Consider the following 24430-nt stretch of genomic DNA (forward strand, 5'->3'; position numbering starts at 1 on the left):
CCCGCGGGGCTCCGGAGCAGCGGGTCGACGCGGAGGTGAAGGTCAGGCGGGGCCGGTGGCGGACCAGCCGGGGACCTGGAAGCGGGGGGCCACGTCCGCACGGTGCACCCGCCGTCCGCAGGCGCGGCAGCACAGCACCGGGTCGAGGTCGGCTCCGCAGTCGTGCTCCCAGACCACCGGCGCCACCTCCGCCAGGTGCCGGTCGCCCCACTCCTTGAGCAGCAGCAGGACCGGCCGCAGCTCCTGCCCGGCCGCCGTGGCCCGGTACTCGTAGCGCGCCGGGCGCTCCTGGTAGAGCACCTTCTCCAGGACGCCGGCGTCCACCAGCTTGCGCAGTCGGGCGGCCAGGATGTCGCGCGGCGCCCCCACGTTGCGCGCGATGGCGTCGAAGCGGTGCACGCCGAAGAAGACCTCGCGCAGCACCAGCAGGGCGTACTTGTCGCCGACCACCGCCAGGGTGTCGGCGATCGAACAGGGGCGGGCGGTGGCTGCTGGACTCATGCGCCCAGCCTAGGACACAGTCCATTGGATTTTCCAACCCACACGGCCTCCGCGCCCACGCCGGTGGAAGGCTCCTCCCGCCCGTTCATCCGGCCATCACCGCGCAGTTGGCGACCGGTATCCCGTGCGCATCTTCGGCGGTCGGACCTCCGTCGACTGTCGACGCGTCAGATCAGACACAGAAAGTGGACACGACAAGTTCACCGCAGAGGCCTTTTCAGGCGTTCTACGCGCGTGGTTCTCTGAATTGACGAGGCGTCCCCTACCGCCTGACAGTCGACGATCCGTCATGTCCCCAGTGATACCCCCAGGAGTTGCATCCATGATCCGTGCTTCCATACGTCGCGCCGCGGTCACCATCGCCGCCTGCGCCGTCACGCTGAGTGCCGGGTTCCCGGCACACGCGGCGACGACGTACTCGGCGTTCGCGTTCGACCTGGGTTCCAGCGAGCCGACGATCTACTCCTTCATCAACTCCGCCACCAAGACGCTCGACATGACGATGTACGAGCTCAGCGACACCACGGCGGTCAACGACCTGATCGCGCGGGAGAGAGCGGGTGTGGACGTCCGGGTCATCCTGGACGAGCGGGAGAAGTCCACCAACGCGGCGGCGTACTCCGCGCTGCAGGCGGCCGGGGTGGGCGTGGTCTACTCGTCCACCACGTACTACTACACGCACCAGAAGACCATCACGGTCGACGGCACCGAGTCGCTGATCCTCACCGGCAACCTCACCGCCAAGTACTACCCGACCAGCCGCGACTACGGCGTCTTCGACAACGACGCCAACGACGTCAACGCGATCGAGCAGGTCTTCAACGCCGACTACGCGCACACCGCGATCACCCCGAGCGACGGCGACAACCTGCTCTGGTCGCCCACCGACTCCGAGAGCCGGCTCCTGAGCGTCATCAACGGCGCCACCACCAGCCTCGACATCGAGGAGGAGGAGTTCAGCGACCAGGCCGTGGTGGACGCGATCGCGAACGCGGCCTCCAACGGCGTGACCGTGCGGATCGCGCTGGAGAACCCCTCCAGCTACTCCTCGGAGATCTCCGAGGTGGAGAACGCCGGTGCCACCGTGGTGGGTTACTCCTCCAGCACCGGGTTCTACATCCACGCCAAGGCGATCGTCGCCGACTACGGCCTCTCCACCGAGACCGTGGAGGCCGGTTCGATGAACGTCACCAGCAACTCGCTGGGCAGCAACCGCGAGCTCGGCATCATCCTGCAGGACCACGGCGTCGCGTCGGTCATCGAGTCCAGCTTCAACAGCGACTTCGCGGGCGGCACCCCCTCCTGACGGCGGTAGCAACGACGAAGTGCCCGGCCGCTCCAGGAGCGGCCGGGCACGGTCATGTCCACCGACGTGGCGTCAGGAGACGTTGAGGGCGGTGTCGTCCAGCACGAAGCTGGTCTGCTCGGGCGAGCTGTTCTCGGTGCCGACGAACTTCACCGTGATGCTCTTGCCGATGTAGGGCGCGAGGTTGACCGAGTACTGGGTGTACCCGTTGTTCGCGTTCAGGTTGGAGTAGGTGGCCAGGGTGGTCGTGCTGGAGCCGCTGATCACCTCGACCTTGAGGGTGTCCTGCGCCTGGCTGGTGGTCTTGTCGGTGTCGACGTGCAGCCAGTAGGAGAGCTGGGCGTTGACGCAGCCGGTCGGGACGGTGACGGCCTGCGACAGGGTGTCGGTGTGGGCGGCGCCGTAGCCGTCCAGCCAGGCGTCCCAGTTACCGGAGTGGGACGGCTCGTCGATCATGTCGTTGTTGATGACGCCGGCGGTCGCCGTCCAGGGCGCGGCGGTGCCGGTCTCGAAGCCGGGGTTGCCGAGCAGCTGGGCGGAGGTGCAGCCGCCACCGGAGCTGGCGATGGTCCAGCTGAAGCTGGTGGAACCGGTGGCACCGGTGCTGTCCTTCGCCGTCACCGTCACGCTGTAGCTGCCCGCGGCACTCGGGGTACCCGAGATCAGACCACTCGACGAGATCGACAGACCCGTCGGCAGACCCGTCGCGGAGTAGCTCAACGTCTGACCCGACGCCGAGTCAGTACCACTGATCTGCAACGACGCGGCCGTACCGACCGTGCCGCTCTGGTTGCCCGGGTTGCTCACCGACACCGTGTTGCCGGTGGAGGTGCCGCTGGAGAACGCGGTGATGCCGTTGGGGGTGCCCCAACCGGTCGGGCCGTCGTAGCCGACCTCCGCGGTGCAGAGGTAGGCCGGCGTGCAGGTCGCGGTCGAGCCGGTGGTCACGTCGTTCAGGGCCGAGGTGTGGGCGTAGATGTCGGAGGCCGGGGTGGAGCCGGCCGCCGGGGTGCCGCCCAGCGCGTAGACCGAGGCGATGATCGGTGAGGCCACCGAGGTGCCGCCGTAGACGTTCCAGCCGCCGTTGCTGTTGTACGTGTCGTAGACGGCGACGCCGGTGGCCGGGTCGGCCACCGCGGCGGTGTCGGCGACGGTGCGCATGCTGCAGCCGGTGTCCTTCTGCCAGGACGGCTTCGGGTCGTCGGCCGAGCAGCCGGAGCCGGCGCCCTCGGTGGAGGAGGTGCTCCACACGGACTCGGTCCAGCCGCGCGCGTTGGAGGCGGTGGAGAGCGAGGTGCCGCCGACCGCGGTCACGTACTGGGACGCGGCCGGGTACTCGACGCCGTAGCCGCTGTCACCGGAGGAGGCGGTGACGGCGACACCCGGGTGGTCGTAGTACTCGCTGTCGTAGGTGGTGTCGTTCGACGCCTCGGAACCGCCGTAGCTGTTGGAGACGAACTTGGCGCCCAGGTTGACCGCCGCGTTCACCGCGGTGCCCAGGTCGTCGTTGCTCTCGGAGCTCGCCTCGACCAGCGCGATGTGGCAGTTGGGGCAGATCGCCGAGACCATGTCGACGTCGAGGGACTCCTCCCCCGTCCAGTCGTCGCTCGACGGCGCCGGCGAGGGCAGCGGGCTGGCCTGGCCGTTCTCGTTGACCTTGGTGAAGCAGCCGTTGGCGGTGGTGCAGGCCGGCAGGCCGTACTGGCTGCGGTAGACGGCCAGGTCGCTCTCGGCGTTGGGGTCGTCGAAGGCGTCCACGACGGCCACCGTCTCGCCCCCGCCGTTCGCGGCGGCGGCCGAGGCCAGGTTGTAGGCGGACTGCAGGTCGGTCGGGCCGAAGCCGGACACCGTGGCGTTCGGCGAGGTCGAGGCGAGGTGCGGGTGGACGTCTGTGCGCTTCAGCGCCAGGCAGGACATCTCACCGGGGTGCGGGGCCGAGCAGACCTGGTGCACGTCGGCCGGGAGCGCCGTGACGGCGGGGGTGCCGGCCATGGCCGGCGCGGCGGCCGCGAGGCCACCGGTGATCAGGGCGCCCACCGACGCGACGGAAAGCGCTGTTCTACGCAGGCTCCGTCGCGGCGCGGAACGGTTGGCGGTGTGCAACTGACAGCCCTCCCAAGGGAGTGGGGGCGGCACTGGGTCAACACCCGTGTGGGGTCGCCGATGGACGTGCCGGCCCGGGGACAGGGAATCGCGCACGTGCAGACCATGCCCACGCCGAAGGAACGGACGGGTTACGCCCTTCCGTACGGAGAGTGACAGATCATGGGCATGACATTGTGGGGGCCGGTACCCCACCCGATGGGGCATGGGTCCGGGGAGACGAAGGTAGCGGAGCCGGTTGCGGGCCGACAAGGCACAGCGCATGGACGGTAATGCTGCGGTAGAGGGCTTTTACGGCCTATGGCGGGATTGACACCGCGTCACTCCCGGTTCCCACACCAGCCGACGCGCGACCCGCGCCGAACCGAGCTGCCAGCTCACGCCCTCGCAGGGCCAACCCGCCAGTAACCCCCGGTGACTGACGGGCCGGCGGCACCGCCAACCTGTGGGCTACCGGGGCCTAGATGAGAATTTCCGGGGTACGGCCCCGACTCCCGGCCGGCGTGGTCAGCCCAGGCCGATCGAAGCACCGGCCGCGGCCAACCGCCGTACCCCCTCGCCGACTTCGTCGACGTTGGCGGTGTCGGCGAAGCTCAGTCGCAGATGCGGCGCCGGGGCCTCGGCCACGAAGTACGGGCGACCCGGCGCGACCGCCACGCCCTGGCTCAGCGCGGCGGCCGTCAGCGCGGTCTCGTCGGTGCCGAACGGCAGCCGCAGCCACAGGTGGTAGCCGCCGCTGGGGGCGTACTCCGGTTCCGCGCAGGGCAGTTCGCGCCCGAGGGCGGCAAGCAGCGCGGCGCTGCGCTCGCGCAGGCCGGCCGCGACCGCGCGCAGGTGGCGCGGCCAGGCGGGCGCGCCGACGAGTTCGAGCGCGGCCTCCTGGAGCGGGCGCGGCACGAAGAAGCTGTCCACCACCTGGATCGCGCGCAGCCGTTCCAGCACCGGGCCCCGGGCGATCAGCGCGCCCACCCGCAGGCTCGGCGAGGTGGGTTTGGTGAGCGAGGTGACGTGCACGACGGTGCCGTCCTGGTCCTCGGCGACCAGCGGCGGTGGCAACGGGCCGCCGTGCGCCAGGCGGCGGGCGAAGTCGTCCTCGACGACGAACGCGCCGGCCGCCCGGGCGATCCCGACAACCTGGCGACGCCGCTCGGCGCCGAGCACCGTGCCGGTCGGGTTCTGGAAGAGCGGCTGGCAGAAGAAGACCCGGGCGCCGGTGGCCGCGAAGGCCTCGGCGAGCAGGTCGGGGCGCACGCCGTCGGCGTCCACCGGCACCGGGACCGGGCGCAGCCCGGCCGCGCGGGCCACCGCCAACGCGCCGGGGTAGCTGGGCGACTCCAGCAGGACCGGTGCGCCGGGTGCCGCGAGGGCGTGCAACGCGGTGGTGAGCGCGGCCTGGCCGCCCGCGGTGATCAGCACGTTCGCCGTGCCGACCGTGCCGCCGGTCTCCCGGGCGAACCAGGCGCGCAGCGGGGTGAGCCCGGCCATCGGCGGCCGGTCCCAGGCGCCGGGGCGGCGGGCGGCCCGGGCGAGCGCGGCGCCGAGGGCCTGCTCGGGCTGGAGCGTGGGGTGCAGGTAACCCCCGTTGAGCGCGATCACGCCGGGTGGCGGGGCGGTCAGGGTGGCGAGCACGCCAGAGGCGTCGACGGTGCGCGGGGCCGCGTCGCCGGCGCCCTCGGCGCTGAGCGCGATCTGCTGCCAGGAGGTGTCGGCGGGACGGACGGGGACGGCGGGGACGGCCGGCCCCCGCGCGCGGTAGGTGCCGGCGCCGGGCCGGGTGACCACCAGCCCCTCGGCGGCCAGCACGGCCAGCGCGCGGGAGACCGTGACCGGGCTGGAGCGGAACCGTTCGACCAGCGCGCGACTGGACGGCAGTCGCTCGCCGGGCGAGAAGCGCTTCACCTCGTCACGGAGCAGTTTCGCCAGATCCTCCGCGCTGATACCGTTATTCATGAGAACCAAAGATAGCGTTACAGCCGACCTCGGGATAGCGGTTCAGGCCCGGCCCAGCCGTCCGGTGCGCGGGACGTCGCTCGCCGCGCTCGGGGTGGCGATCTTCTCGTTCACCTTCCCCGCCACGCACTGGGCGCTCGGCGGGTTCGGACCGTGGAGCACGGTCACCCTGCGCGCGGTGCTCGCGGCCGGTGCGGCCGGCGGCTGCCTGCTGGCCGCGCGGGTGCCACCGCCCGAGCGACGGCACTGGCCGACACTGGCCGTGGTCGGGCTCGGCGTCGTCGTCGGATTCCCGCTGCTGACCACGCTCGCGCTGCGGACCACGCAGACCTCGCACGCCGCCGTCGTGATCGGCGCCCTGCCACTGGCCACCGCGGCGCTGGCCGCGGTCGTCACCCGGACCCGGCACTCGCGCGCCTTCTGGCTCGCGGCGCTGACCGGGACGGCGGCGGTGGTCGTCTTCGCGCTGGCGCAGAGCCAGGGGCGGCCGACCACCGGGGACCTGCTGCTCTTCGCCTCGCTGCTGGTCTGCGCGGCCGGCTACGTGGCGGGCGGGCGGCTGGCCCTGGTGCTGCCCGGGTGGCAGGTGATCGGCTGGGCGCTGGTCGGCGCACTGCCGCTGACCGCGCCGGCGGCCGCGCTGGCCACCCTCCTGGAGCCGGTCCACCCCACCGGGCAGGCCGTGCTGGGGTTGCTCTACCTGGCGCTGGTCTCGCAGTTCATCGGGCTGATGGTCTGGTACCGGGGGATGGCCGAGGTCGGGGTGGCCCGGGCCAGCCAGCTGCAGCTCGCCCAGCCGCTGCTGACCCTGGTGTGGTCGGCGGCGCTGCTGGGCGAGCGGCTGGGCGCCGCGACACCGCTGACGGCGGTGGCGGTGCTGCTCTGCGTGGCGGTCACCCAGCGGGCCTGATCGGCGGGTGCATCACCCGTTCGGCCGAGCGTCCGATCGGCGCGGACGGCACGTCAGCACCGATCGGAGGGGCATTCGTCCGCCCGAAGACGTCGCGCGGGTGTGGGAGGAGGCCGCGTAGGCTGGGCCGCCCGGCCCGGGTGCCGGAACCGACCACCAGGCCGGAGCCGTCCCGGGCACTGTGAACCACAGGAGAACGACCTTGTCCTCGCCCGCCCGCTGGATGGTCGGCTGCTGCGTGCTGCTGCTCACCGCCTACGCGTCGGTGCAGGAGTCGGAGGCCCAGCGCGAGCCTGCCCAGTCGCGCGCCAGCCGGCCGCCGGCCGTCCCCGCGTCCCCGTTCGCGGCCTCCTCGCCGAGCACGGGGCCCTCGGCGAGCGACCCGTCAGCGGGCGCGCCGGGCACGACCACGGCCGGTCTGACCCCGCGGCAACTCGCGGGCCAGCGGGTCGTCTACTCCTACTCGGGCCTCACCCCACCGCAGTCACTGCTCCAGGACATCCGGGCCGGCCAGGCCGCCGGGGTGATCTTCTTCGGGGCCAACTACCACGACCCGGACCAGTTCCGGGCAGCCGTCCAGACGCTGCGGCAGGCCCAGCAGCAGAGTCCGGTGCACTCGCCGCTGCTGCTGATGACCGACCAGGAGGGTGGCCTGATCCGGCGCCTGCCCGGCGCCCCGGAGCTGTCCGAGCGCCAGATCGGCCAGACCGCGCCGGCCGCCGCCGCGGCGGCGGCGCAGGCCGGGACCGGCGCCGGGCAGAACCTGACCGGCTTCGGGTTGAACGTCAATCTCGCGCCCGTGCTGGACGTCTACGACCAGCCCGGCAACTTCATCGACCAGAGCCAGCGCTCCTACGCCCAGAGCCCCACCAGCGTCGCCACCCTGGGCAGCGCCTTCATCGCCGCCCAGCAGCAGGCCGGGGTGGCCGCGACCGCCAAGCACTTCCCCGGGTTGGGGACCGCGCCCACCGGCCAGAACACCGACACCGGCCCGGTCACCCTGGCGGAGTCCCTCCAGCAGCTGCGCGGCACCGACGAGGCGCCCTACCCGGCCGCGATCGGCGCCGGGGTGAAGCTGGTCATGCTCTCCTGGGCGGTCTACCCGGCGCTGGACGCCACCCGGCCGGCGGGCCTCTCCCCCGCCGTGGTGCAGGGCGAGCTGCGCGGCCGGCTCGGCTACGACGGTGTCACCGTCACCGACGCGCTGGAGGCCGGCGCGCTGCGGGCCTTCGGCGACACCGGCCAGCGCGCGGTCGGCGCCGCGTCCGCCGGGATGGACCTGCTGCTCTGCTCGGCACAGGACCCCGGCGAGGGCGAGCAGGCCACCGACGCGCTGGCCGACGCGCTGAGCGCGGGACAGCTCGACCAGACCGGCTTCTCCGCCGCCGTCGACCGGGTCACCGCGCTGCGCGACGGCCTGCACTGACGGCCGTCCCCGGCGGCGGGCGGTGAGACGACGGCGGACGGGCCGCCGCTGTCGCGTGGGGTTCCTACAGGTGCTGCCAGGCGGGCTTGGCCGCGTAGGTGGCGCGGAAGTAGTCGGCGAGCTTGAGCTCGGAGGCCGCCGCCTCGTCCACCACCACGGTCGCGTGCGGGTGCAGTTGCAGGGCCGAGGCCGGCACCAGCGCCGAGAGCGGACCCTCGACGGAGAGCGCGACCGCCTCGGCCTTGGCCTCACCGGTGGCCAGCAGTACCAGGTGGCGGGCTTCCAGGATGGTGCCGATGCCCTGGGTGATCACGTGGTGCGGGACCTCGTCCAGGCTGTCGAAGAACCGGGCGTTGTCCTCCCGGGTCTGCTGGGTCAGCGTCTTGATCCGGGTCCGGGAGGCGAGCGAGGAGCAGGGCTCGTTGAAGCCGATGTGCCCGTCGGTGCCGATGCCCAGCAGCTGCAGGTCCACGCCGCCGGCCTCGGCCAGCGCGCGGTCGTAGGCGGCACAGGCGGCGGCGATGTCGGCCGCGCCGCCGTCCGGGCCGAGGAAGGCGTCCTCGCTCAGGCCGAGCGGGGCTACCACCTCGCGCAGCACGACCGAGCGGTAGGACTCGGGGTGCCCGGCCGGGAGTCCGACGTACTCGTCGAGCTGGCAGACCCGGGCCCGCGAGACGTCCACGGCGCCCTGCCGGACCTTGGTCGCGAGGGCCTGGTAGATCGGCAGCGGGGTCGAGCCGGTGGCCACTCCGAGGAGCGCGTCGGGCTTGCCGGTGAGCAGGTGCGCGATCGCCGAGGCGATCAGCTCGCCGCCGGCCGCCGCGTCCGGAACAATCACAACTTCCATGCCGATCCCCGTCTCCGAAGCATCCTCTAAGTGGTGTAGACCAATCTAGCAGAGCGGCGATCACCCGGACGGCCCAGCACCGTCCCACCCTTCACGAGGTGCGGCGCGCCCATGCCCGCGCACACCTCGGCGCACACCGCCCCGCCGCTACCATGCGTCACGGATCCCCTACGGACGGAAGCGGTGCCCATGCCGGTCAGCCCCCTGCTCGCCCCCGCCGCGGCGCTCGTACTGGCCCTGGTGGCCGGCACCGCCAGCGCCGCCCCGACGCCCCCACCGGCCTCCCACGGCGATCCGGTCTTCCCCACTCTCGGTAACCACGGCTACCACGCGCTCGGCTACGACCTGGACCTCGACTACCACCCCGTCCCTCGTACGGTCGACGCCACCGTCACGCTGACCGCGCGCAGCACCCAGCACCTCACCCGCTTCGAACTCGACTGCCTGGGCCTGGACGTGCACCAGGTCCGGGTCGACGGCCGGCCCGCCGCCTTCACCCCGCACGACGAGAAGCTGACGATCGTCCCGACCCGCCCGATCGCGGCCGGGGCCGTGCTCACCGTCCGGATCACCTACACCGCCGACCCGCGCAGGCCCCTCCCGCACACCGGCTGGGTGCCCACCCCCGACGGCTTCGCGCTGGCCCCCCAGCCCGCGAGCGCCCACACCGTCTTCCCCTGCGACGACCTGCCCGCCGAGAAGGCCGCCTTCACCATCCACCTCACCACTCCGGAGGGCACCGGCGCCGTCGCGAACGGCTCACCGACCGGCGAGCTGCGCCACGACGGCCTGGTCACCCGCACCTTCGTCTCCCGCGACCCGATCGCCCCCGAGCTGGTCCAGGCCGCGGTCGGCTCGCTCACCGTGATCAGCCACCCGGGACCGGACGGGCTGCCGCTGCGTGACGCCGTGCCGACCGCCCGGGCCTCGGAGCTCGCCCCCGCCCTCGCCCTCACCACCGGCCAGCTGTCCTGGATCGAGCAGCGCCTCGGCCCGTTCCCGCTGGAGACCTACGGGCTGCTGCCGGTCAACAGCGACGATCCCAGGGCCTTCGGCTTCACCGGCCTGGAGACCCAGACCCTCACCCTCTACAAGCCGGACTTCCTCAAGCAGCCGGAGCGGCTGATCGGCGCGCACATGATGCACGAGCTGGTGCACTCCTGGTTCGGCGACAGCGTCAGCCCGCGCACCTGGGCCGACCTCTGGCTGAACGAGGGCCACGCCGACTTCTACGGCCTGCTCTACCGCTACGAACGCGGCTGGCCCGACGGGCTCGGCCTCACCACACTGGACGCCCGGATGCGGGACACCTACGCGCGCGGCGACCAGTGGCGGCACGACTCCGGCCCGGTGGCCGCCCCCGGCCAGGCGGACCTCTTCGACGACCAGCGCTACCTGGGCGGTGTGCTGGTCCTCTACGCGCTGCGCGAGCAGGTCGGCCCCGGCGTCTTCGACCGGATCGAGCGGACCTTCCTGCGGCGCTACCGCAACTCCAGCGCCTCCACCCGGGACTACATCGACACCGCCAGCGAGGTCTCCGGGCAGGACCTGCACGGCTTCCTGACCGCCTGGCTGTACGGGAGCCGGACGCCGCCGATGCCGCACCACCCCGACTGGACCACCACCGCCGTGACCACCGGCCCGGCCGCCGGAGCGCACCGGCAGGACGAGGCCGCGCCCCCTCGCCGGCCGTTCCCCACGCCGGCCGCGGCCGGTGACTCCCCCGCCGCGCCGGGGTCTCAGCGCCGCCCACAGGGGTAGGCGGTACCACACCGGGGTCCGGGCGACACCGCCCGGACCGTGCCGACAGCGACCGACAGCGACCGGAGGCCGACATGGGCAGCAGCGACAGCAGCATCGAGAACACCGGGAGCCCGACCAGGAGCACAACAGCCGGCCCGGGCCGTCCGGCCGGGGCCGAGGAGCCGACCTGCTGGGCCGCCTGGACCACCAAGCACCTGAACTCCGGGCCGGGCGGAGTACGGACCGTGGAGGTCGGCGTGATGACCGGCGACCTCACCGTGCACACCACCTGGACCGGCTCCGAGGCCGTGTTGACCGTTCAGTACACCGGCGCGCTCGACTGGCACACCCTGGAGGGCAGTCCGCTGCCGGCCGGTGACGAGAACACCGCCCGGGCGCTGCACCAGCACGCGGTGGAGGCCGTCAAGGCGGGCGGGGGCACCGGCCTGCTCCGCTGAGCAGCTCACCGGTCCGGCCGCGCCCCTCGCCGGGCGCGGCCGGACCGGTGCCGATCGCTACCGTCTGACCCTCCGCTTCAGCCACATCGGGCTGACCAGGCCGACCAGGACGACCGCGAAACCGATCTGCAGCAGGTGCCGGATCCAGTCGATGCCGGAGGTGTGGCGCACCCCGATCCAGCCCGACGCGGCGTTGCCCAGCAGCGCGCCCGCGACACCGAGCACGATGGTGAGCCAGAGCGGGATCGGCCGCTTGCCGCGGAGCAGCATTCGGGCCAGCACGCCGAGGATCAAGCCGATGATGAGGATCCACACGATCTGGAACATGACGCCTCCAGTTGGCCGAACGGCCCTCACAGGCTAAGCCGAGACCGGTCGACCCGGCATCCGCTGCCGGGCGGCAGACCGTTCGCATAGCCGTGGACACGGAGGGTAAGAGGCTCGTACGGAGCGTGTATGACGCGCCGATCACCCCTGCCCGTCCCGGAGGCTGTCATGGCCTGGTGGTCTGATATCTCGTCATGGTTGTCCCGGCTGACCGGCTCAGTCGCGCCCGGCACCCAACCCGAGCCGCCTCCCGACACCGGGCCGACCTCCCCGACCCCGACCGGACCCGACCCCGCGGCCGGGCGCGCCACCGTCTTCACCGCCGACTTCGGCTCCGCCCGGCAGTGGATGGCGGGCCGGACCAGCGCCTATCCGCGGATGGGACCGACCAACCGGTCCGACCACAAGCTCGACCACCTGACCGTCCGCGACTGCTCCGACGGCGTGTTCGCGGCCACCCCGCGCCGCGGGGACGACCTCTGGGACTGCGACCTGCTGACCACCGAGGGCAGCCCGCAGGCCTTCCAGGTCCGCGCCGGCGACGTGGTGCGGGGCCGGTTCACCCTGCCGACCGGCATCGGGGCCTGGCCGGCGCTCTGGACCTGGCGGGACGGCGACAACGAGGTCGACCTCGTCGAGTACCACCCGGACCACCCGGCGATACTCGAACTCTCCAACCACCTCGGCGGAACCCAGCTGTACTGGAACGACCCGAGCGGCGAGGTCGCGCCGGGCGCGACGATCGACCTCACCGTCGTGCTCGGCGCGCACGCCGTCACCTGGTACGTCAACGGCTCCCAGGTCTTCGCCGACCAGCGCGGGGTCGGCACCTCGTTCAGCGCCTACCTGATCATCAACATGTCCGTCAGCGACGGCACTTACCACCCGCGCCCGGATCCGGCGCACCCCGGCGGCCTCTCCTGGACCTGCCACTCGCTGACCGTGCTCCGCTGAGTCGGGCCCCGCTCAGAGCTTGCGGCCGACTCCCGCGTACATCCAGCGGGTGGTGCCCTCGGTCGGGCCCTCCGGACGCCAGAGCGGAACGAAGTCGACGCCCGGCTCCTGGATCTCCCAGCCGTCCAGGTACCGGGTCACCTCCGCCCGGCCGCGCAGCCGGATGCCGGAGGCCGTGTTGTCCCAGGTCTTGACGACCTCCGCGGCCCGCTCGGGGCTGCCCTCGTGGGTGCTGTGCGAGAGCAACAGGTAGCTGCCGGGGGCGACCCGGCTGCGGACGTGCTCGACCGCCGCCCGGGCCTCCTCGTCGCCGACGAAGTGCAGGACCGCGAGCAGCAGGACCGCCACCGGCTGGTCGAAGTCCACCAGGGCACGCAGCTCGGGGCGTTCGAAGAGTTCGTCCAGCTCGCGGATGTCGCCGGTCAGGACGGTGGTGGTGCGGTTGTCGGCGAGCAGCGCCCGGCCGTGGGTCAGCACGATCGGGTCGTTGTCGACGTAGACCACCCGGGCGTCCGGCGCCACCACGTGGGCCGCCTCGTGCACGTTGCCCGGCGAGGGCAGCCCCGCGCCGACGTCGACGAACTGGCGGATGCCCGCCTGCGCGCACATCCGCACCGCGCGCCGCAGGAAGGCGCGGTTCTCCCGGGCCGCGGCCGGGATGTCGGCGGCCGCGCCGATGGCGTGCTCGGCGGCGGCCCGGTCCGGCGGGAAGTTGTCCTTGCCGCCGAGCCAGTAGTCGTAGATCCGGGCGGGATGCGGGCGGTCGGTCTGAAGTCCCGTCATGTCGCGTTCGTTCTCGGACTGCTGCACGTGCGCCCCCTCGTGGTTCGACCGCCCGTTCGCGGTTGGCCGAAGCATAACCACGCCGCGCGCCACCCCCTCCCACAGGCCCCGCGACCGCCGACCCGGCCCGGCCGAGGCCCACGTTCCGGCCGGGGTACCCGAGCTGACCGTCCACCAGCTGCTCAGCCACACCGCCGGGCCGGCCGCCTGGCCGCCTTCCTCCCCGCCGGCGACGAGGAGGTGTTCGCCGAGCCCACCCCCGCCGAGACGCGCCGGCCCGTCGCCGCGGACGGCGAGGAGCTGACCGCCGGCTACGGCCCGCCCCGCGCCTCGCGGTTCCGATCCGAGCCGGAGGGCCACTACCGGGGCCGAACCCCGCAGGTGGTGCGGACCGCCGAGGGGGCGGTCGGCCGCCCGGGGATCGGCGGCCCCGTGCTGCCCCGCGAGCCGTGCGGACCGGGCGAGACGGTGCCCGGCGGCGTCGATCCGCGGGGTTGGCGGACGGGCTGATCGATGTGCCCCCTCCCGCACACCCGGTGAGGTGGGGCGTTACGGTTCTGTCCTGGTTCGGCGGCTGTCCGGTCCGGTCGGCTGCGCCCGGCCGGAGCTACCGCATAGGGTGCCTTGTCGGACCTCACCGGGGGGCCTCCGCCAGGAACGCCGGACCGGCCGGACAGGAACGGGTGTGGACGCATGACGGAGTCGTGGAGCGGGGCGGGTCTGCCGCCCACCGCCGCGGCGCGGGTCGCCGAGGGGCGGGCCAGCGGGACGTGGTCGTCGGCGCTGTCGACGGGCGAGTTCGCCGCGATCAGGTCGGTCGGGTTCGAACCGGTCGGCCAGGTGATGGGGTCGGCGGTCTACCACGTCGGCCGCAGCGGCCAGTACTGGGGCTACCACTCCTGCCTCTACGCCGGCGCGGGTCGCCTCGGCGGCGGATACGGCACCGCCGGAATCGCCCTGTCGGGCAACGGCGCGCCCTCCGCCGGGCTGGTCCAGGTGATGGACTCGGCGCGGCGCACCGCGCTGGGCCGGATGACCACCGAGTGCGCGGCCCTGGGCGGCGACGGCGTGGTGGCGGCACAGCTGACGATGGCTCCCTTCCCGGCCGCGCCGAACTGCCTGGAGTTCAAGGTGATCGGTACCGCGGTGCGGGCGATCGGCCCGGTGCGGCCGCGCCGCCCGTTCACCTCGCACCTGGACGGCCAGGGCTTCGCCAAGCTGATCACGTCCGGCTGGGTGCCGGTGGACCTGCTGGTCGGGATGTCGATCGGGGTGCGCCACGACGACTACCTGACCCGGCGGCAGAACTTCTCCTGGTCCAACCAGGAGATCGACGGCTGGACCGCCCTGATCCACCACGTCCGGGCCGACGCCCGCGCCCAGCTGCACCACCAGGGCGTGCGGCACGGCGGCGACGGCGTGATCCTGGCCGACAGCGATCTGCGGGTGTGGGAGGAGCCCTGCATCCGCAGCTCGCAGAACAACGAGCAGACGGACCACATCGCGGAGAGCACCCTGGTCGGCACCGCGATCGCCCGGTTCGCCACCCGCCCGGCCGAGCCGCGGACGCTCACGGTCATGCCGCTGAGCGGCGGCGACCGGCTGCGGCGCCGCCTCGCCCAGGCCGCCCGCCGCTAGTCCAGCTCCGGCCCGGCGCCGGTACCCGCCTCGTCCGGCCCGTCGTCAGGCCGTCCGCCATCAGCACAGTCAGGGGAGAACGACCCACATGAGCACCTTCGATCCCACCGCGCAGGGTGTGCCCGCCGACGCGATGCGGCGGCTGGCCGAGCTGGAGCCCGGCAAGCCCGGCTCGATCTTCACCAGCGACCTGTCGGTCAACGAGTTCCTGCTGGTCCGGGAGGCCGGGTTCCAGCCGATCGGCCTGGTCCTGGGCAGCTCGATCTACCACGTCGGGATCCAGCTCGGGCGCTGGGGCAAGAACCAGGAACTGGAGACGCTCAGCCAGGCGATGTACCACGCGCGGGAGCTGGCGATGACCCGGATGGAGGCCGAGGCCGCCCAGCTGGGTGCGGACGGCATCGTCGGGGTCCGGCTGAGCGTGGAGGCCCGGGAGTTCGGCTCCGACATCGCCGAGTTCATCGCGATCGGCACCGCCGTCAAGGCGGACCAGCCCGCGCCCGGCGGCACCAGCTGGCGCAACAACAAGGGCCTGCCGTTCACCTCCGACCTGTCCGGCCAGGACTTCTGGACGCTGATCCGGGCCGGCTACGCGCCGCTCGGCATGACCATGGGCACCTGCGTCTACCACATCGCGCACCAGAGGATGGGCTCGGTCTTCTCCAACATCGGCAAGAACGTGGAGATCGAGCAGTACACCCAGGCGCTCTACGACGCCCGTGAGCTGGCGATGGCGCGGATGCAGGCGGAGGCGGAGGAGCTGCACGCGGAGGGCATCGTCGGTGTCCAGCTGAACGCCCACAACCACCGCTGGGGCGGGCACACCACCGAGTTCTTCGCGATCGGGACGGCGGTGCGGCCGCTGCGCGCCGACCACGAGATCGAGCGGCCCACCATGGTGCTGAGCCTGGACGGCTGACGCCGTAGGCTGCTGGACCGGCGGGGCGCCCTGTTGTGGCGGCCCTGCCGGTGGCGCGGCGGGACCTGCCCGCCGTGTGCCGGACGAACCGTCAACCGATCGTCAAGCGATCGCATCAAGGAGCGACATGACCGACCACGGCGAGCTCGAACCGGCTCCGGAGGACCCGGGCTCGATCGACCTGCTCGCGGCCGCCCTCCGCCGGGACGCCGCCGACCTGGAGGTCTACACCCAGGTGCTGACCGGCGCGCTCGCGGACGCGCTGCCGGCCGACGCGGTGGCGGTCGAGCGCAAGCGCAGCATGGGCGACCGGATGGCCGGCCGGCCCGGGCGGATCGAGCGGGTCGAGGTCTCGATGGAGGACCAGCGGCTGATCCTCAGCGTGGCGCACGGACGGCCGGCGGGTGAGGTGTGCCGGGTGGTCCGGGGCGTGGTGCTGTCCCGGCGGCCGGTGCCGCTCGACGAGTGGGCCCGCGAGCTGGCGGCGGCCGTGACGGCGCGGGCCCGGTCGGACGCCCGGGCCCGCGCGGCGCTGGAGCGGCTGATCCTCGGCGACTGAGCCGGCGTCCGACCGTTCGGCGGCGGGCTTAAACGTGATACAGGTCACACAAGTTGTACAATCACCCCCGGCCCACATACGGTGCTTCTCGTTCGTTCCCATACGAACCCCGTTTCCCGGAACGCCGAATCCTGCCGCCGGACGGAACGGGCACGTGCAGAGCACCACGGCAGGGGCGGGGGACCCAAGGTAAGCCGCCTCACCCGGAGTTGATCCGGGCGGGGCTAGGGGTGAAGTCGCGCCTTCCGCGCGGCCGGGCAACTCCAGCCCGAATCCGACAGCTCACCTCGCAGGCGTGGGAGAGGAACCACGCTTCATGATGTCCTTCAACGGCCGTCCCACCCTGCCCAGCCGCAACACCCTCAAGCGCGTCGTCGCGGCCGCCGTGGTGGCCGGTGCCGGTGCCGGTATCACCGTCGCCGCCGCGGGTGGCGCCACCGCGCAGACCGCGCCCTCCTCTCCGGCCGCCGGGTCGGCCTCCGCGCAGTACACCGTGGTCAGCGGCGACTGGCTGTCGAAGATCGCCACCGCGCACAACGTCCAGGGTGGCTGGCAGAAGCTGTACGCCCTGAACAAGTCCGTGCTGACCAAGGGTCCGGACGTGCTCTTCCCCGGCCAGCAGCTGACCCTGACCGGCAGCCTGCCGACCTCCGGCGCGCAGCAGCAGGCCCCGACCGCCGCCAAGCCCGCTCCGCAGCCGTCCACCGCGCCGGCCGCCAGCACCCAGGACGCCAGCCAGTCGACGACGGTCGCCAACGCTCCGACCGGTGGCCAGGTCACCGCCGTCCCGGTCGCCGCCCCGGTCGCGAACACCCCGGCCAGCCTGCAGGCGCTGGCCGCGACCATCGTTCCGGCCGACCAGCTGGCCTCGTTCGACCAGATCATCACCCACGAGAGCGGCTGGAACGTCACCGCGACCAACCCGTCCTCGGGTGCCTACGGCCTGCCGCAGGCGCTGCCCGGCAGCAAGATGGCCTCGGCCGGCGCCGACTGGCAGACCAACCCGGCCACCCAGATGCGCTGGGCGCTGCAGTACATGAACACCACCTACGGCAGCCCGAACGACGCGTGGGCCTTCTGGCAGATCCACCACGCCTACTGAGCCACCGCGTCAAGCGCTGGCGTAGGCCGATGACCAGGCCTGCCGAGCAGGTCTGACCGGCGGATCCGCCCCCAGGGATCCGCCGGCGAGGGCCGGTCGGCCAGCCCGCTGGATCCGGTCCACTGATCGGGACCGTCCAGCGGGGCCGTCGACTCCCTCCGTCGATCGGGAAAACGTGTGCCGGCCTGTCCGGCGGGCCTGCGGGTCCGCCCGGCCACGGGCCACCGGTCGCCACTCGGGGCCCGGTTCGCCGTCGTGCGAACCGGGCCCCGCGGTCGTTCCCGGGTTCGGTGCCGCCGGGCCGGCGGGTCGAGGCGGCGTCAGTCCGCCTGGCCGTAGCGGACCAGGTACGCGGCGAGCCGGGCGACGTCCTCGTCCGACCACTCGGTGAAGCGCTCGGTGAAGGACTGCCGGCGCTGCTGGTAGGCGTCCCGCAGCAGGGCCAGGCCGGCCTCGGTGGGTCGCAGGATCTGGCCGCGGTGGTCCTCGGGGTCGGTCTCCCGGCGCAGCAGGCCGAGCTTCTCCAGCGAACCGACCTGCCGGCTGACCGTCGACTTGTCGAGCATGAAGTAGGAGGCCAGGTCGGCCGCCCGGCAGCCGCCGCGCTCGTACATCAGGTCGAGCATGCTGTAGGTGACCAGCGAGAGGTCGGGGTGCAACTGGGAGGCCTTGTGCCGGGCTCGCCGGGCGAAGGCGGTCAGCTCACGCTGGATGATCTCGATCGACGCGTCTCGGCCGGTCACGACTGCTCCTAGCTCTCGGTTGTGCGCTACAACTGTACGGCCCGGGCGGCCCCGCCGCCGGAAGCCCTCGGCCGCACACCGCCGTCACCCACTCCGGTGACCGTGGCGCCGGCCTTTCGTCACAGCCGGTAACCTGTCGGCGACTGATCGGGGCGGCTCCGGGTGGGGCTGACGTACTGTCACGGGGGTGCGCGTGGACGGGGATCCGCCGGTGGCCGGATCGGCCCCCGAAACGGAGGAGTTCGGCGCCGCGCTCCGTCGGCTGCGGACCTCGCGCGGCCTCTCACTCACCGATCTCTCCCGGCTGGTCCACTACAGCAAGGGGTATCTGAGCAAGATCGAGAACGGTGGCAAGCCCGCCGGGTCCGATCTGGCCCGGCGCTGCGACCAGGTGTTGCGGGCCGACGGGACGCTGCTGCGGATCGCCGAGCGGCCGGTGGCCCCGCGTGTGGTGCCGGCATGCGACGTGCCGCGGCTGCCGCCCGAGCCGGACGTGCCCTGCCCGTTCCCGGGGCTGGCCGCCTTCCGGCCGCACGAGGCGGCCTGGTTCGCCGGACGCGACGGCGCGCTCGGCGCGCTGCTCGACCGCCTGGGCGAGCGGGCCGGGCGGGGGCCGCTGGCCCTGGTCGCGCCCTCGGGGGCCGGGAAGTCCTCACTGCTCAACGCGGGGTTGCTACCGGCGCTCGAGCGGGCCGGGTCCGCCGCCCGGGGCGGGCTCGGCCGGCGCCGAGCGGTGGTCTGCACGCCGACCGCGCACCCGCTGACCGAACTGCGCCGGGCCCTCGGCGGGGTCGGGCCGGCCGAGGAGCTCCTCCTGGTCGTCGACCAGTTCGAGGAGGCCTTCACCCTCTGCGCGGACGAGGAGGAACGACGGACCTTCGTCCGGGTGCTCTGCCTGCTGGCCGCACCCGTCGGGCCGGACGGCTCCGGGCTCTCCGCCGCCAACGCCGCCGCGCTGGCCGCCGCGGGCCTGACCGAGCTGGTCGAGGCCGCGCGCGGCGGCCGGCCCACCGGCGCGGCGGTCGGCGCCGCGGCAGGGATCCCGCACCAGGCCGGGCCGGTGCCGCCGGTCGCCGAGCCGGTGCCGGCCGGCTCCGCCGGTACGCCCGAGTCCGCCGTCCCGGACAGCGCGGACCGCGCCGCCACCGCGCCGCCGGTGGTGGTGCTCGGGGTCCGCGCCGACTTCTGCGGTCGCTGCCTGGAACATCCCGAACTGGTCCCGGTCTTCACCCACGGTCTGCTCGCGCTCGGCCCGATGACCGGCGCCGAACTCCGCGAGTCGATCACCCGACCGACCACGAGGGCCGGTCTGCTGCTGGAACCCGGGCTGGTCGAGGTCCTGCTCCGCGATCTGGGCCTGCCCGCCCACGACGCCGGAGCCGACCCCGGTCTGCCCGAGCCGCACTCCGGCCCCGGCCCGACCGGCGTGCTGCCCCTGCTCTCGCACACCCTGCTGGCGACCTGGCAGCAGCGCGAGGGCCGGGCCCTGACCGTCGCCGGCTATCTGCGGACCGGCGGGATCCACGGCGCCATCGCCGCCACCGCCGAGAACGTCTTCACCCGGCTCTCCCCCGCCGAACAGCAGACCGCCCGGCATCTGCTGCTGCGGCTGGTGCACGTCAGCGACGACAGCGAGGAGACCCGCCGCCCGGTCGGTCGCGAACAGCTGTTGCAGCAACTGCCGAAGCCGGGCCCGCCCTACCGCTCCGCCCTGGTACCCGACGCCACCGTCCCGGCCGGCGCCGCGACCTGGTCCCGGCCCTCCCCCGCCGCCGTGCTGGACGCCTTCGTCCGGGCGCGGCTGCTCACCGTGGACAGCGAGACGGTCTCGATCACGCACGAGGCGCTGCTCCGGGCCTGGCCGCGGCTGCGCGGCTGGCTGCACGCCGACCGCGCCGGTCTCCTGGTCCGCCAGCAGCTCACCGAGGCGGCCGCCGAGTGGGAGCGCGAGCGGCGCGATCCGGCGCTGCTGTACCAGGGCGCCCGGCTGGCCGCCGCCCGTGAGTGGATCCAGGATCCGAGCCGGTTCACCGCCCTCGCGCCGCGCGAGGCCGCCTTCCTGACCGCCAGTCACGACCAGGAGTACCAGCGCCGGCGCACCGCGCGCCGGCAGGTCCGGCGCGACCGGCAGTTGCTGGTCACCCTGGCCGCGCTGCTGGTGCTGGCGGTCGCCGCCGGCGGCCTGGCCTACCAGCAGCGGGCGGCGGCCTTCGCCGAGCGGCGGATCGCGCAGTCCAGGGCCATGGCGGCCGAGTCCGCCGCGCTCGCCGCCGGCCGGCCCGAGGCCTCGATGCTGCTCGCCGACGAGGCCTACCGGACGGCGCCGACCGCCGAGGCGCGCAGCGCGCTGCTCAGCACCCAGGCCCAGCCCTTCGCCGGGCGGTTGCTGGGCCACACCGGACCGGTCAACGCGGTGGCGTTCAGCCCCGACGGCACCCTGCTGGCCACCGCCAGCTCGGACGGCACGCTGAAGCTGTGGACGGTGGCCGATCGCCGATTGGAGGCCACGCTGACCGGGCACGGTGGCTCGGTGAAGGCGGTGGCGTTCAGCCCGGACGGCCGGACGGTCGTCTCCGGTAGCTCGGACGGCACGGTCCGGCTCTGGGACGTGGCGGATCGCCAGCCGACCGTGACGCTCTTCGGCCATGGCGGCGTGGTTCGCACGGTCGCCTACAGCCCGGACGGCCGGACCGTGGTCTCCGGTGGCGCCGACCGGACGGTCCGGGTCTGGGACACCGCCAGCCACACCCTGCTCAGCACCCTCACCGGCCACACCGACGAGGTACTCGCGGTGGCCTGCGGCCCGGACGGCCGGACCATCGCCTCCGCGGGGGCGGACCAGACCGTCCGGATCTGGGACACCACCAGCCACACCCTGCTCAGCACCCTCACCGGCCACACCGACGAAGTACTCGGCCTCGCCTTCGGGCCGGACGGACACACCCTCGCCTCCGCCGGAGCCGATCGGACCATCCGGCTCTGGGACCCGGCCGGCCACACCCTGCTCGCCACCCTCACCGGCCACAGTGACGACGTCAACAGCGTGGCCTACGCGGACCGGGGCGCGACCCTGGTCAGTGCGAGCGGCGACGGCACCGTCCGGCTCTGGGACGTGGCGAGCCGCCGCCCGGTCGCCACCCTGTACGGGCACACCGACTACGTCCAGGGGGTCGCGGTCAGCAGCGACGGCGAGTTGCTCGCCAGTGCGGGCTTCGACCAGTCGGCGGTGCTCTGGGACCGGGGTGCCGCGGCGCTCACCCTGCATCCGTTCTCGGAGATCTGGCAGTCCGTGGTCAGCCCGGACGGCCGGACCGTCGCGGCGGCCGACGCCGACCACGCCGTCACGCTCTGGGACGTCGCCCGGCGCACCGTGGTCGCCACCCTGCGCGGCCACGGGAGTTCGGTCTTCGGGGTCGCGTTCAGCCCGGACGGGCGGCTGCTGGCCTCGGCCGGCGCCGACGGCACGGTCCGGCTCTGGGACGTCGCCGAGGGCCGGCAGGTCGCGTTGTTGAGCGGCCACCGCGGCTCGGTGTTCGCCGTCGCGTTCAGCCCGGACGGGCGGCTGCTGGCCTCGGCGGGCGAGGACCGGACCGTCCGGCTCTGGGACGTGCGGGCCCGGCGACCGTTGGGGATCCTCAGCGGGCACACCGACTTCGTCAACGCCGTCGCCTTCGGCCCGGACGGCCGGACCATCGCCTCGGGGAGTGATGATCTGACGGTCCGACTCTGGGATGTGAGCGGTCGGCGCCCGATCGCCACCCTCACCGGTCACACCGGGGCCGTGCGGGGCGTCGCCTTCGCCCCCGACGGGCGAACCCTGGCCAGCGCCGGCAACGACGGCACCGTCCGCACCTGGGACACCGCCGGCCAGCGGCTGACCGCCACGCTCACCGGACACACCGGATCCGTGCGAGGCGTCGCCTTCGCCCCCGACGGGCGAACCCTGGCCAGCGCCGGCAACGACGGCACCGTCCGCACCTGGGACACCGTCAGCCACGAACTCACCACCACGCTCACCGGACACGGCGGCGCCGTGTGGTCCGTCAGTTTCAGTCCGGACGGCGGAACACTGGCCAGCAGTGGGAGCGACGGCACCGTGCGGCTGTGGACCTTCGGGACCCGGGATCGGCAGAACGGGATCTGCCGGGAGCTGGCCGGCGGGCCCGACCGGTGGGCCAAACTGCTCCCCGAACAGCCGTACCGCTCGCTCTGCGGGTAGCGCTGGCCCCAGGGTTTCCGCAGCGTTTCCGCAGCTCAGCGCTGTTTCCCCAGGTGTTTCCCGTTTCCCGGCCGACTGGGCGACGGGCGTCCCCTGGACACCACCGGGCAGCACCGGCCACTCTCGAACCACCGGCGGCCGGACCGACCGCCCACGGTCCCGCCGACCGCCCCGGTCCGGCCGCCGAGCCCCCTCCCTGACGCCTGTTGACGCCTGTTCGGGCCGCTGATCCGTGCTGCCCGCAGCCGGTCCCCGGCCTGCCGGATGTCCGCTGACGAACCCGACGAACCCGACGAAGTGGAGCAGCACCATGAACCTCCGGATCAACGGACGCCACCGGGCCGGCGCCCCCCTCCGGGCCGACCGCCACCACCGCGCCAGGACTGCCGGCACCGTCCTCGGCCTGCTGGCGCTGGCCGCCCTACCGTTCACCGCGACCGCCGCCCGCGCCGCCCCGGCCGTCGGCCCGCTGACGGTCAGACCGGCAGCCGTCGGCGCCCCCGCCGACGACACCTGCGACGTCCTCGCCCCGGGCGCTTCGGCCGCGGCCGAGAGCGCGGTGCGGGCGGCCTGCCAGCAGATCGGGGTCTGGTACAGCTGGGGCGGCGGCCACGGGCCGGCCCCCGGCCCGACCTACGGTCAGGTGGACCCGACCGACCCGGCCAGCAACGACGACCCCTCACGCCTCGGCTTCGACTGCTCCGGCCTGGTCCGCTACGCCTACGCCCGGGCCGCCGGGCAGGACCTCCTGAACGGGGACGCCGGCCAGCAGTTCCACACCGTCCACGCCGACCAGCGGTTCACCGCCGCCCAGGGCAGCGGCCCGCTGCTCCCGGGTGACCTGCTGGTCTACGGCACCTCCGACAACCTCCATCACATCGCCGTCTACCTCGGCGCCGGAAAGGTGGTGGAGGCCCGCCAGTCGGGGACGCGCGTCATGGTCAGCGACGCCCGGCTGGACGGCGACTACTACGGCGCGGTCCGGATCAACACCGGGCCGGTGACCGGCCCGACCTTCCAGACCTGGGGCGAGGGCGTCTGGACGCACAGCCGGGCATCCACCACGAGCCCGCGGGTCTACGCCTTCAGTGGGTCGACCACCGTCCGGGTCAGCTGCCAGGAACACGCGGAGAGCGTGACCGCCGAGGGCGTCACCAACGACGCGTGGTCCTACCTGCCGGACTACAACGCCTGGTTGAGCAACATCTACGTCCAGGGACCGGCCTGGCTGGACAACGTGCCCAGCTGCACCTGACACCGGGTCCCTCCCCTACCTCCTCCGCACCCTCCCCGCGGGGTGGCCCGGCCGCCCCGCGACAACCCCCACCACCAGGAGAGAAACATGTTCAGGTTCCGAACCGCAGCCGTCGCCTCGGCCGCCCTCGCCCTCGGCGCCGGCCTGCTGATCGTGGGCCCGGCCGGCCCGGCCACGGCCTCCGCCTCGGACTGCGCCGGCGGCGCCAACGGCTTCGTCGACGTCCCCGACAACGCGAGCGGCACCGTCGAGCGGTCGGTCACCCACGACGCGGACACCATCTCGTTGCAGCTCGCGGGTGGTCGCGGCTTCGCCAGGATCGAGGGCTCGACCCGGTCCGGCGAGAGCGTCTGGATGGACTGGACCCGCGACGGTGGTCGCACCTGGTTGCAGTGCGGTCCGTTCGCGGTCGACCACGGCGACAACTCGTCGAAGACCTCCCCCTCCAAGGCCACCAGCTCCGACCCCAACTACCGGTTCCGGGCCTGTGGTCTGACTCTGGACCAGGCCATCACCTGCACCGACTGGTGGTAGGCCGGCCCTCGGTCGGCCGGAGCGGGTGAACAGACCGTAGTCGGGGGGGGGGGGGGGGGGGGGGGGGGCGCCCGCCCCCCCCCCCCCCCCCCCCCCCCCCCCCCCCCCCCGAGTGGCTGGTCGGTCCAGGTGCGAGACCTACTCGCAGAACTG

21 protein-coding genes and 1 riboswitch are annotated in these 24430 nt (G+C 73.5%); of the genes, 14 read left to right on the forward strand and 7 right to left on the reverse strand.

The window, feature by feature from the left end; translation table 11 throughout:
• Window positions 1–42 precede the first annotated feature (42 nt).
• Complete coding sequence (locus tag ACIGXM_RS33845) at window positions 43–501, reverse strand: winged helix-turn-helix transcriptional regulator (RefSeq protein ID WP_396567778.1); 459 nt, start codon at window positions 499–501, stop codon at window positions 43–45.
• A 322-nt stretch (window positions 502–823) separates the two neighbouring features.
• On the opposite strand from ACIGXM_RS33845, the gene ACIGXM_RS33850 reads away from it, so the two are divergent.
• On the forward strand, window positions 824–1807 hold the full coding sequence (locus ACIGXM_RS33850) for a phosphatidylserine/phosphatidylglycerophosphate/cardiolipin synthase family protein (RefSeq protein ID WP_396567780.1): 984 nt from the start codon (window positions 824–826) through the stop codon (window positions 1805–1807).
• Window positions 1808–1879: 72 nt separating this feature from the next.
• On the opposite strand, the gene ACIGXM_RS33855 is transcribed toward ACIGXM_RS33850, so the two are convergent.
• On the reverse strand, window positions 1880–3910 hold the full coding sequence (locus ACIGXM_RS33855) for a putative Ig domain-containing protein (RefSeq protein WP_396567782.1): 2031 nt from the start codon (window positions 3908–3910) through the stop codon (window positions 1880–1882).
• A 507-nt stretch (window positions 3911–4417) separates the two neighbouring features.
• On the reverse strand, window positions 4418–5860 hold the full coding sequence (locus ACIGXM_RS33860) for a PLP-dependent aminotransferase family protein (protein ID WP_396567784.1): 1443 nt from the start codon (window positions 5858–5860) through the stop codon (window positions 4418–4420).
• Between ACIGXM_RS33860 and ACIGXM_RS33865 the strand changes: the two genes are divergently transcribed.
• Entirely contained in the window at window positions 5859–6770 is a 912-nt protein-coding gene (locus ACIGXM_RS33865; protein ID WP_396567786.1) for a DMT family transporter, read from the forward strand. The genes ACIGXM_RS33860 and ACIGXM_RS33865 overlap by 2 nt on opposite strands.
• A 202-nt stretch (window positions 6771–6972) precedes the next feature.
• Window positions 6973–8196, forward strand: coding sequence for a glycoside hydrolase family 3 N-terminal domain-containing protein (locus tag ACIGXM_RS33870; RefSeq protein ID WP_396567788.1), 1224 nt, complete (start codon window positions 6973–6975; stop codon window positions 8194–8196).
• 64 nt (window positions 8197–8260) lie between these two features.
• On the opposite strand, the gene nagB is transcribed toward ACIGXM_RS33870, so the two are convergent.
• Window positions 8261–9043 carry a glucosamine-6-phosphate deaminase gene (gene nagB / locus ACIGXM_RS33875; protein ID WP_396567790.1) on the reverse strand — a complete coding sequence of 261 codons (783 nt, stop codon included), beginning with the start codon at window positions 9041–9043 and terminating at the stop codon, window positions 8261–8263.
• 189 nt (window positions 9044–9232) lie between these two features.
• On the opposite strand from nagB, the gene ACIGXM_RS33880 reads away from it, so the two are divergent.
• Both ACIGXM_RS33880 and ACIGXM_RS33885 read left to right on the forward strand, forming a co-directional pair.
• Window positions 9233–10804, forward strand: a complete 1572-nt coding sequence (locus ACIGXM_RS33880; RefSeq protein WP_396567792.1) for a M1 family metallopeptidase — start codon at window positions 9233–9235, stop codon at window positions 10802–10804.
• A 74-nt stretch (window positions 10805–10878) separates the two neighbouring features.
• Complete coding sequence (locus ACIGXM_RS33885; RefSeq protein ID WP_396567794.1) at window positions 10879–11244, forward strand: hypothetical protein; 366 nt, start codon at window positions 10879–10881, stop codon at window positions 11242–11244.
• 57 nt (window positions 11245–11301) lie between these two features.
• Here ACIGXM_RS33885 and ACIGXM_RS33890 read toward each other — a convergent pair whose 3' ends face one another.
• Window positions 11302–11571 (reverse strand): GlsB/YeaQ/YmgE family stress response membrane protein, encoded by a 270-nt coding sequence (locus ACIGXM_RS33890; protein WP_396567796.1) that lies wholly within the window; start codon window positions 11569–11571, stop codon window positions 11302–11304.
• A gap of 198 nt (window positions 11572–11769) precedes the next feature.
• Here ACIGXM_RS33890 and ACIGXM_RS33895 point away from each other — a divergent pair, with 198 nt between their 5' ends.
• Entirely contained in the window at window positions 11770–12525 is a 756-nt protein-coding gene (locus ACIGXM_RS33895; RefSeq protein ID WP_396567798.1) for a beta-glucanase, read from the forward strand.
• Between the two features lie 12 nt (window positions 12526–12537).
• On the opposite strand, the gene ACIGXM_RS33900 is transcribed toward ACIGXM_RS33895, so the two are convergent.
• Window positions 12538–13335 carry an SAM-dependent methyltransferase gene (locus tag ACIGXM_RS33900; protein ID WP_396567800.1) on the reverse strand — a complete coding sequence of 266 codons (798 nt, stop codon included), beginning with the start codon at window positions 13333–13335 and terminating at the stop codon, window positions 12538–12540.
• Window positions 13336–13548: 213 nt separating this feature from the next.
• On the opposite strand from ACIGXM_RS33900, the gene ACIGXM_RS33905 reads away from it, so the two are divergent.
• From ACIGXM_RS33905 to ACIGXM_RS33925, 5 genes are all read left to right on the forward strand, one after another.
• Entirely contained in the window at window positions 13549–13818 is a 270-nt protein-coding gene (locus ACIGXM_RS33905; protein WP_396567802.1) for a hypothetical protein, read from the forward strand.
• Window positions 13819–14001: 183 nt separating this feature from the next.
• A complete protein-coding gene (locus ACIGXM_RS33910; RefSeq protein ID WP_396567804.1) occupies window positions 14002–14946 on the forward strand; it encodes a heavy metal-binding domain-containing protein in 945 nt (314 codons plus the stop codon).
• Window positions 14947–15034: 88 nt separating this feature from the next.
• Window positions 15035–15865 (forward strand): heavy metal-binding domain-containing protein, encoded by an 831-nt coding sequence (locus tag ACIGXM_RS33915; protein WP_396567806.1) that lies wholly within the window; start codon window positions 15035–15037, stop codon window positions 15863–15865.
• A 127-nt stretch (window positions 15866–15992) separates the two neighbouring features.
• On the forward strand, window positions 15993–16424 hold the full coding sequence (locus ACIGXM_RS33920; RefSeq protein WP_396567808.1) for a hypothetical protein: 432 nt from the start codon (window positions 15993–15995) through the stop codon (window positions 16422–16424).
• A gap of 112 nt (window positions 16425–16536) precedes the next feature.
• Window positions 16537–16733, forward strand: a riboswitch (cyclic di-AMP (ydaO/yuaA leader).
• A gap of 7 nt (window positions 16734–16740) precedes the next feature.
• On the forward strand, window positions 16741–17526 hold the full coding sequence (locus tag ACIGXM_RS33925; RefSeq protein WP_396567810.1) for a LysM peptidoglycan-binding domain-containing protein: 786 nt from the start codon (window positions 16741–16743) through the stop codon (window positions 17524–17526).
• 320 nt (window positions 17527–17846) lie between these two features.
• Here the strand turns inward: ACIGXM_RS33925 and ACIGXM_RS33930 are convergent, their stop codons facing one another.
• Window positions 17847–18269: a MarR family winged helix-turn-helix transcriptional regulator gene (locus ACIGXM_RS33930; protein WP_396567812.1), complete on the reverse strand. Its 423-nt coding sequence runs from the start codon at window positions 18267–18269 to the stop codon at window positions 17847–17849.
• A gap of 187 nt (window positions 18270–18456) precedes the next feature.
• Between ACIGXM_RS33930 and ACIGXM_RS33935 the strand changes: the two genes are divergently transcribed.
• From ACIGXM_RS33935 to ACIGXM_RS33945, 3 genes are all read left to right on the forward strand, one after another.
• Window positions 18457–22488, forward strand: coding sequence for a helix-turn-helix domain-containing protein (locus tag ACIGXM_RS33935; RefSeq protein ID WP_396567814.1), 4032 nt, complete (start codon window positions 18457–18459; stop codon window positions 22486–22488).
• 310 nt (window positions 22489–22798) lie between these two features.
• Window positions 22799–23743, forward strand: coding sequence for a C40 family peptidase (locus tag ACIGXM_RS33940; protein WP_396567816.1), 945 nt, complete (start codon window positions 22799–22801; stop codon window positions 23741–23743).
• Window positions 23744–23830: 87 nt separating this feature from the next.
• Window positions 23831–24277: a hypothetical protein gene (locus ACIGXM_RS33945; protein WP_396567818.1), complete on the forward strand. Its 447-nt coding sequence runs from the start codon at window positions 23831–23833 to the stop codon at window positions 24275–24277.
• Window positions 24278–24430: the final 153 nt, after the last annotated feature.

It is taken from the genome of Kitasatospora sp. NPDC052896 (assembly GCF_044547075.1).
GTDB lineage: Bacteria > Actinomycetota > Actinomycetes > Streptomycetales > Streptomycetaceae > Kitasatospora.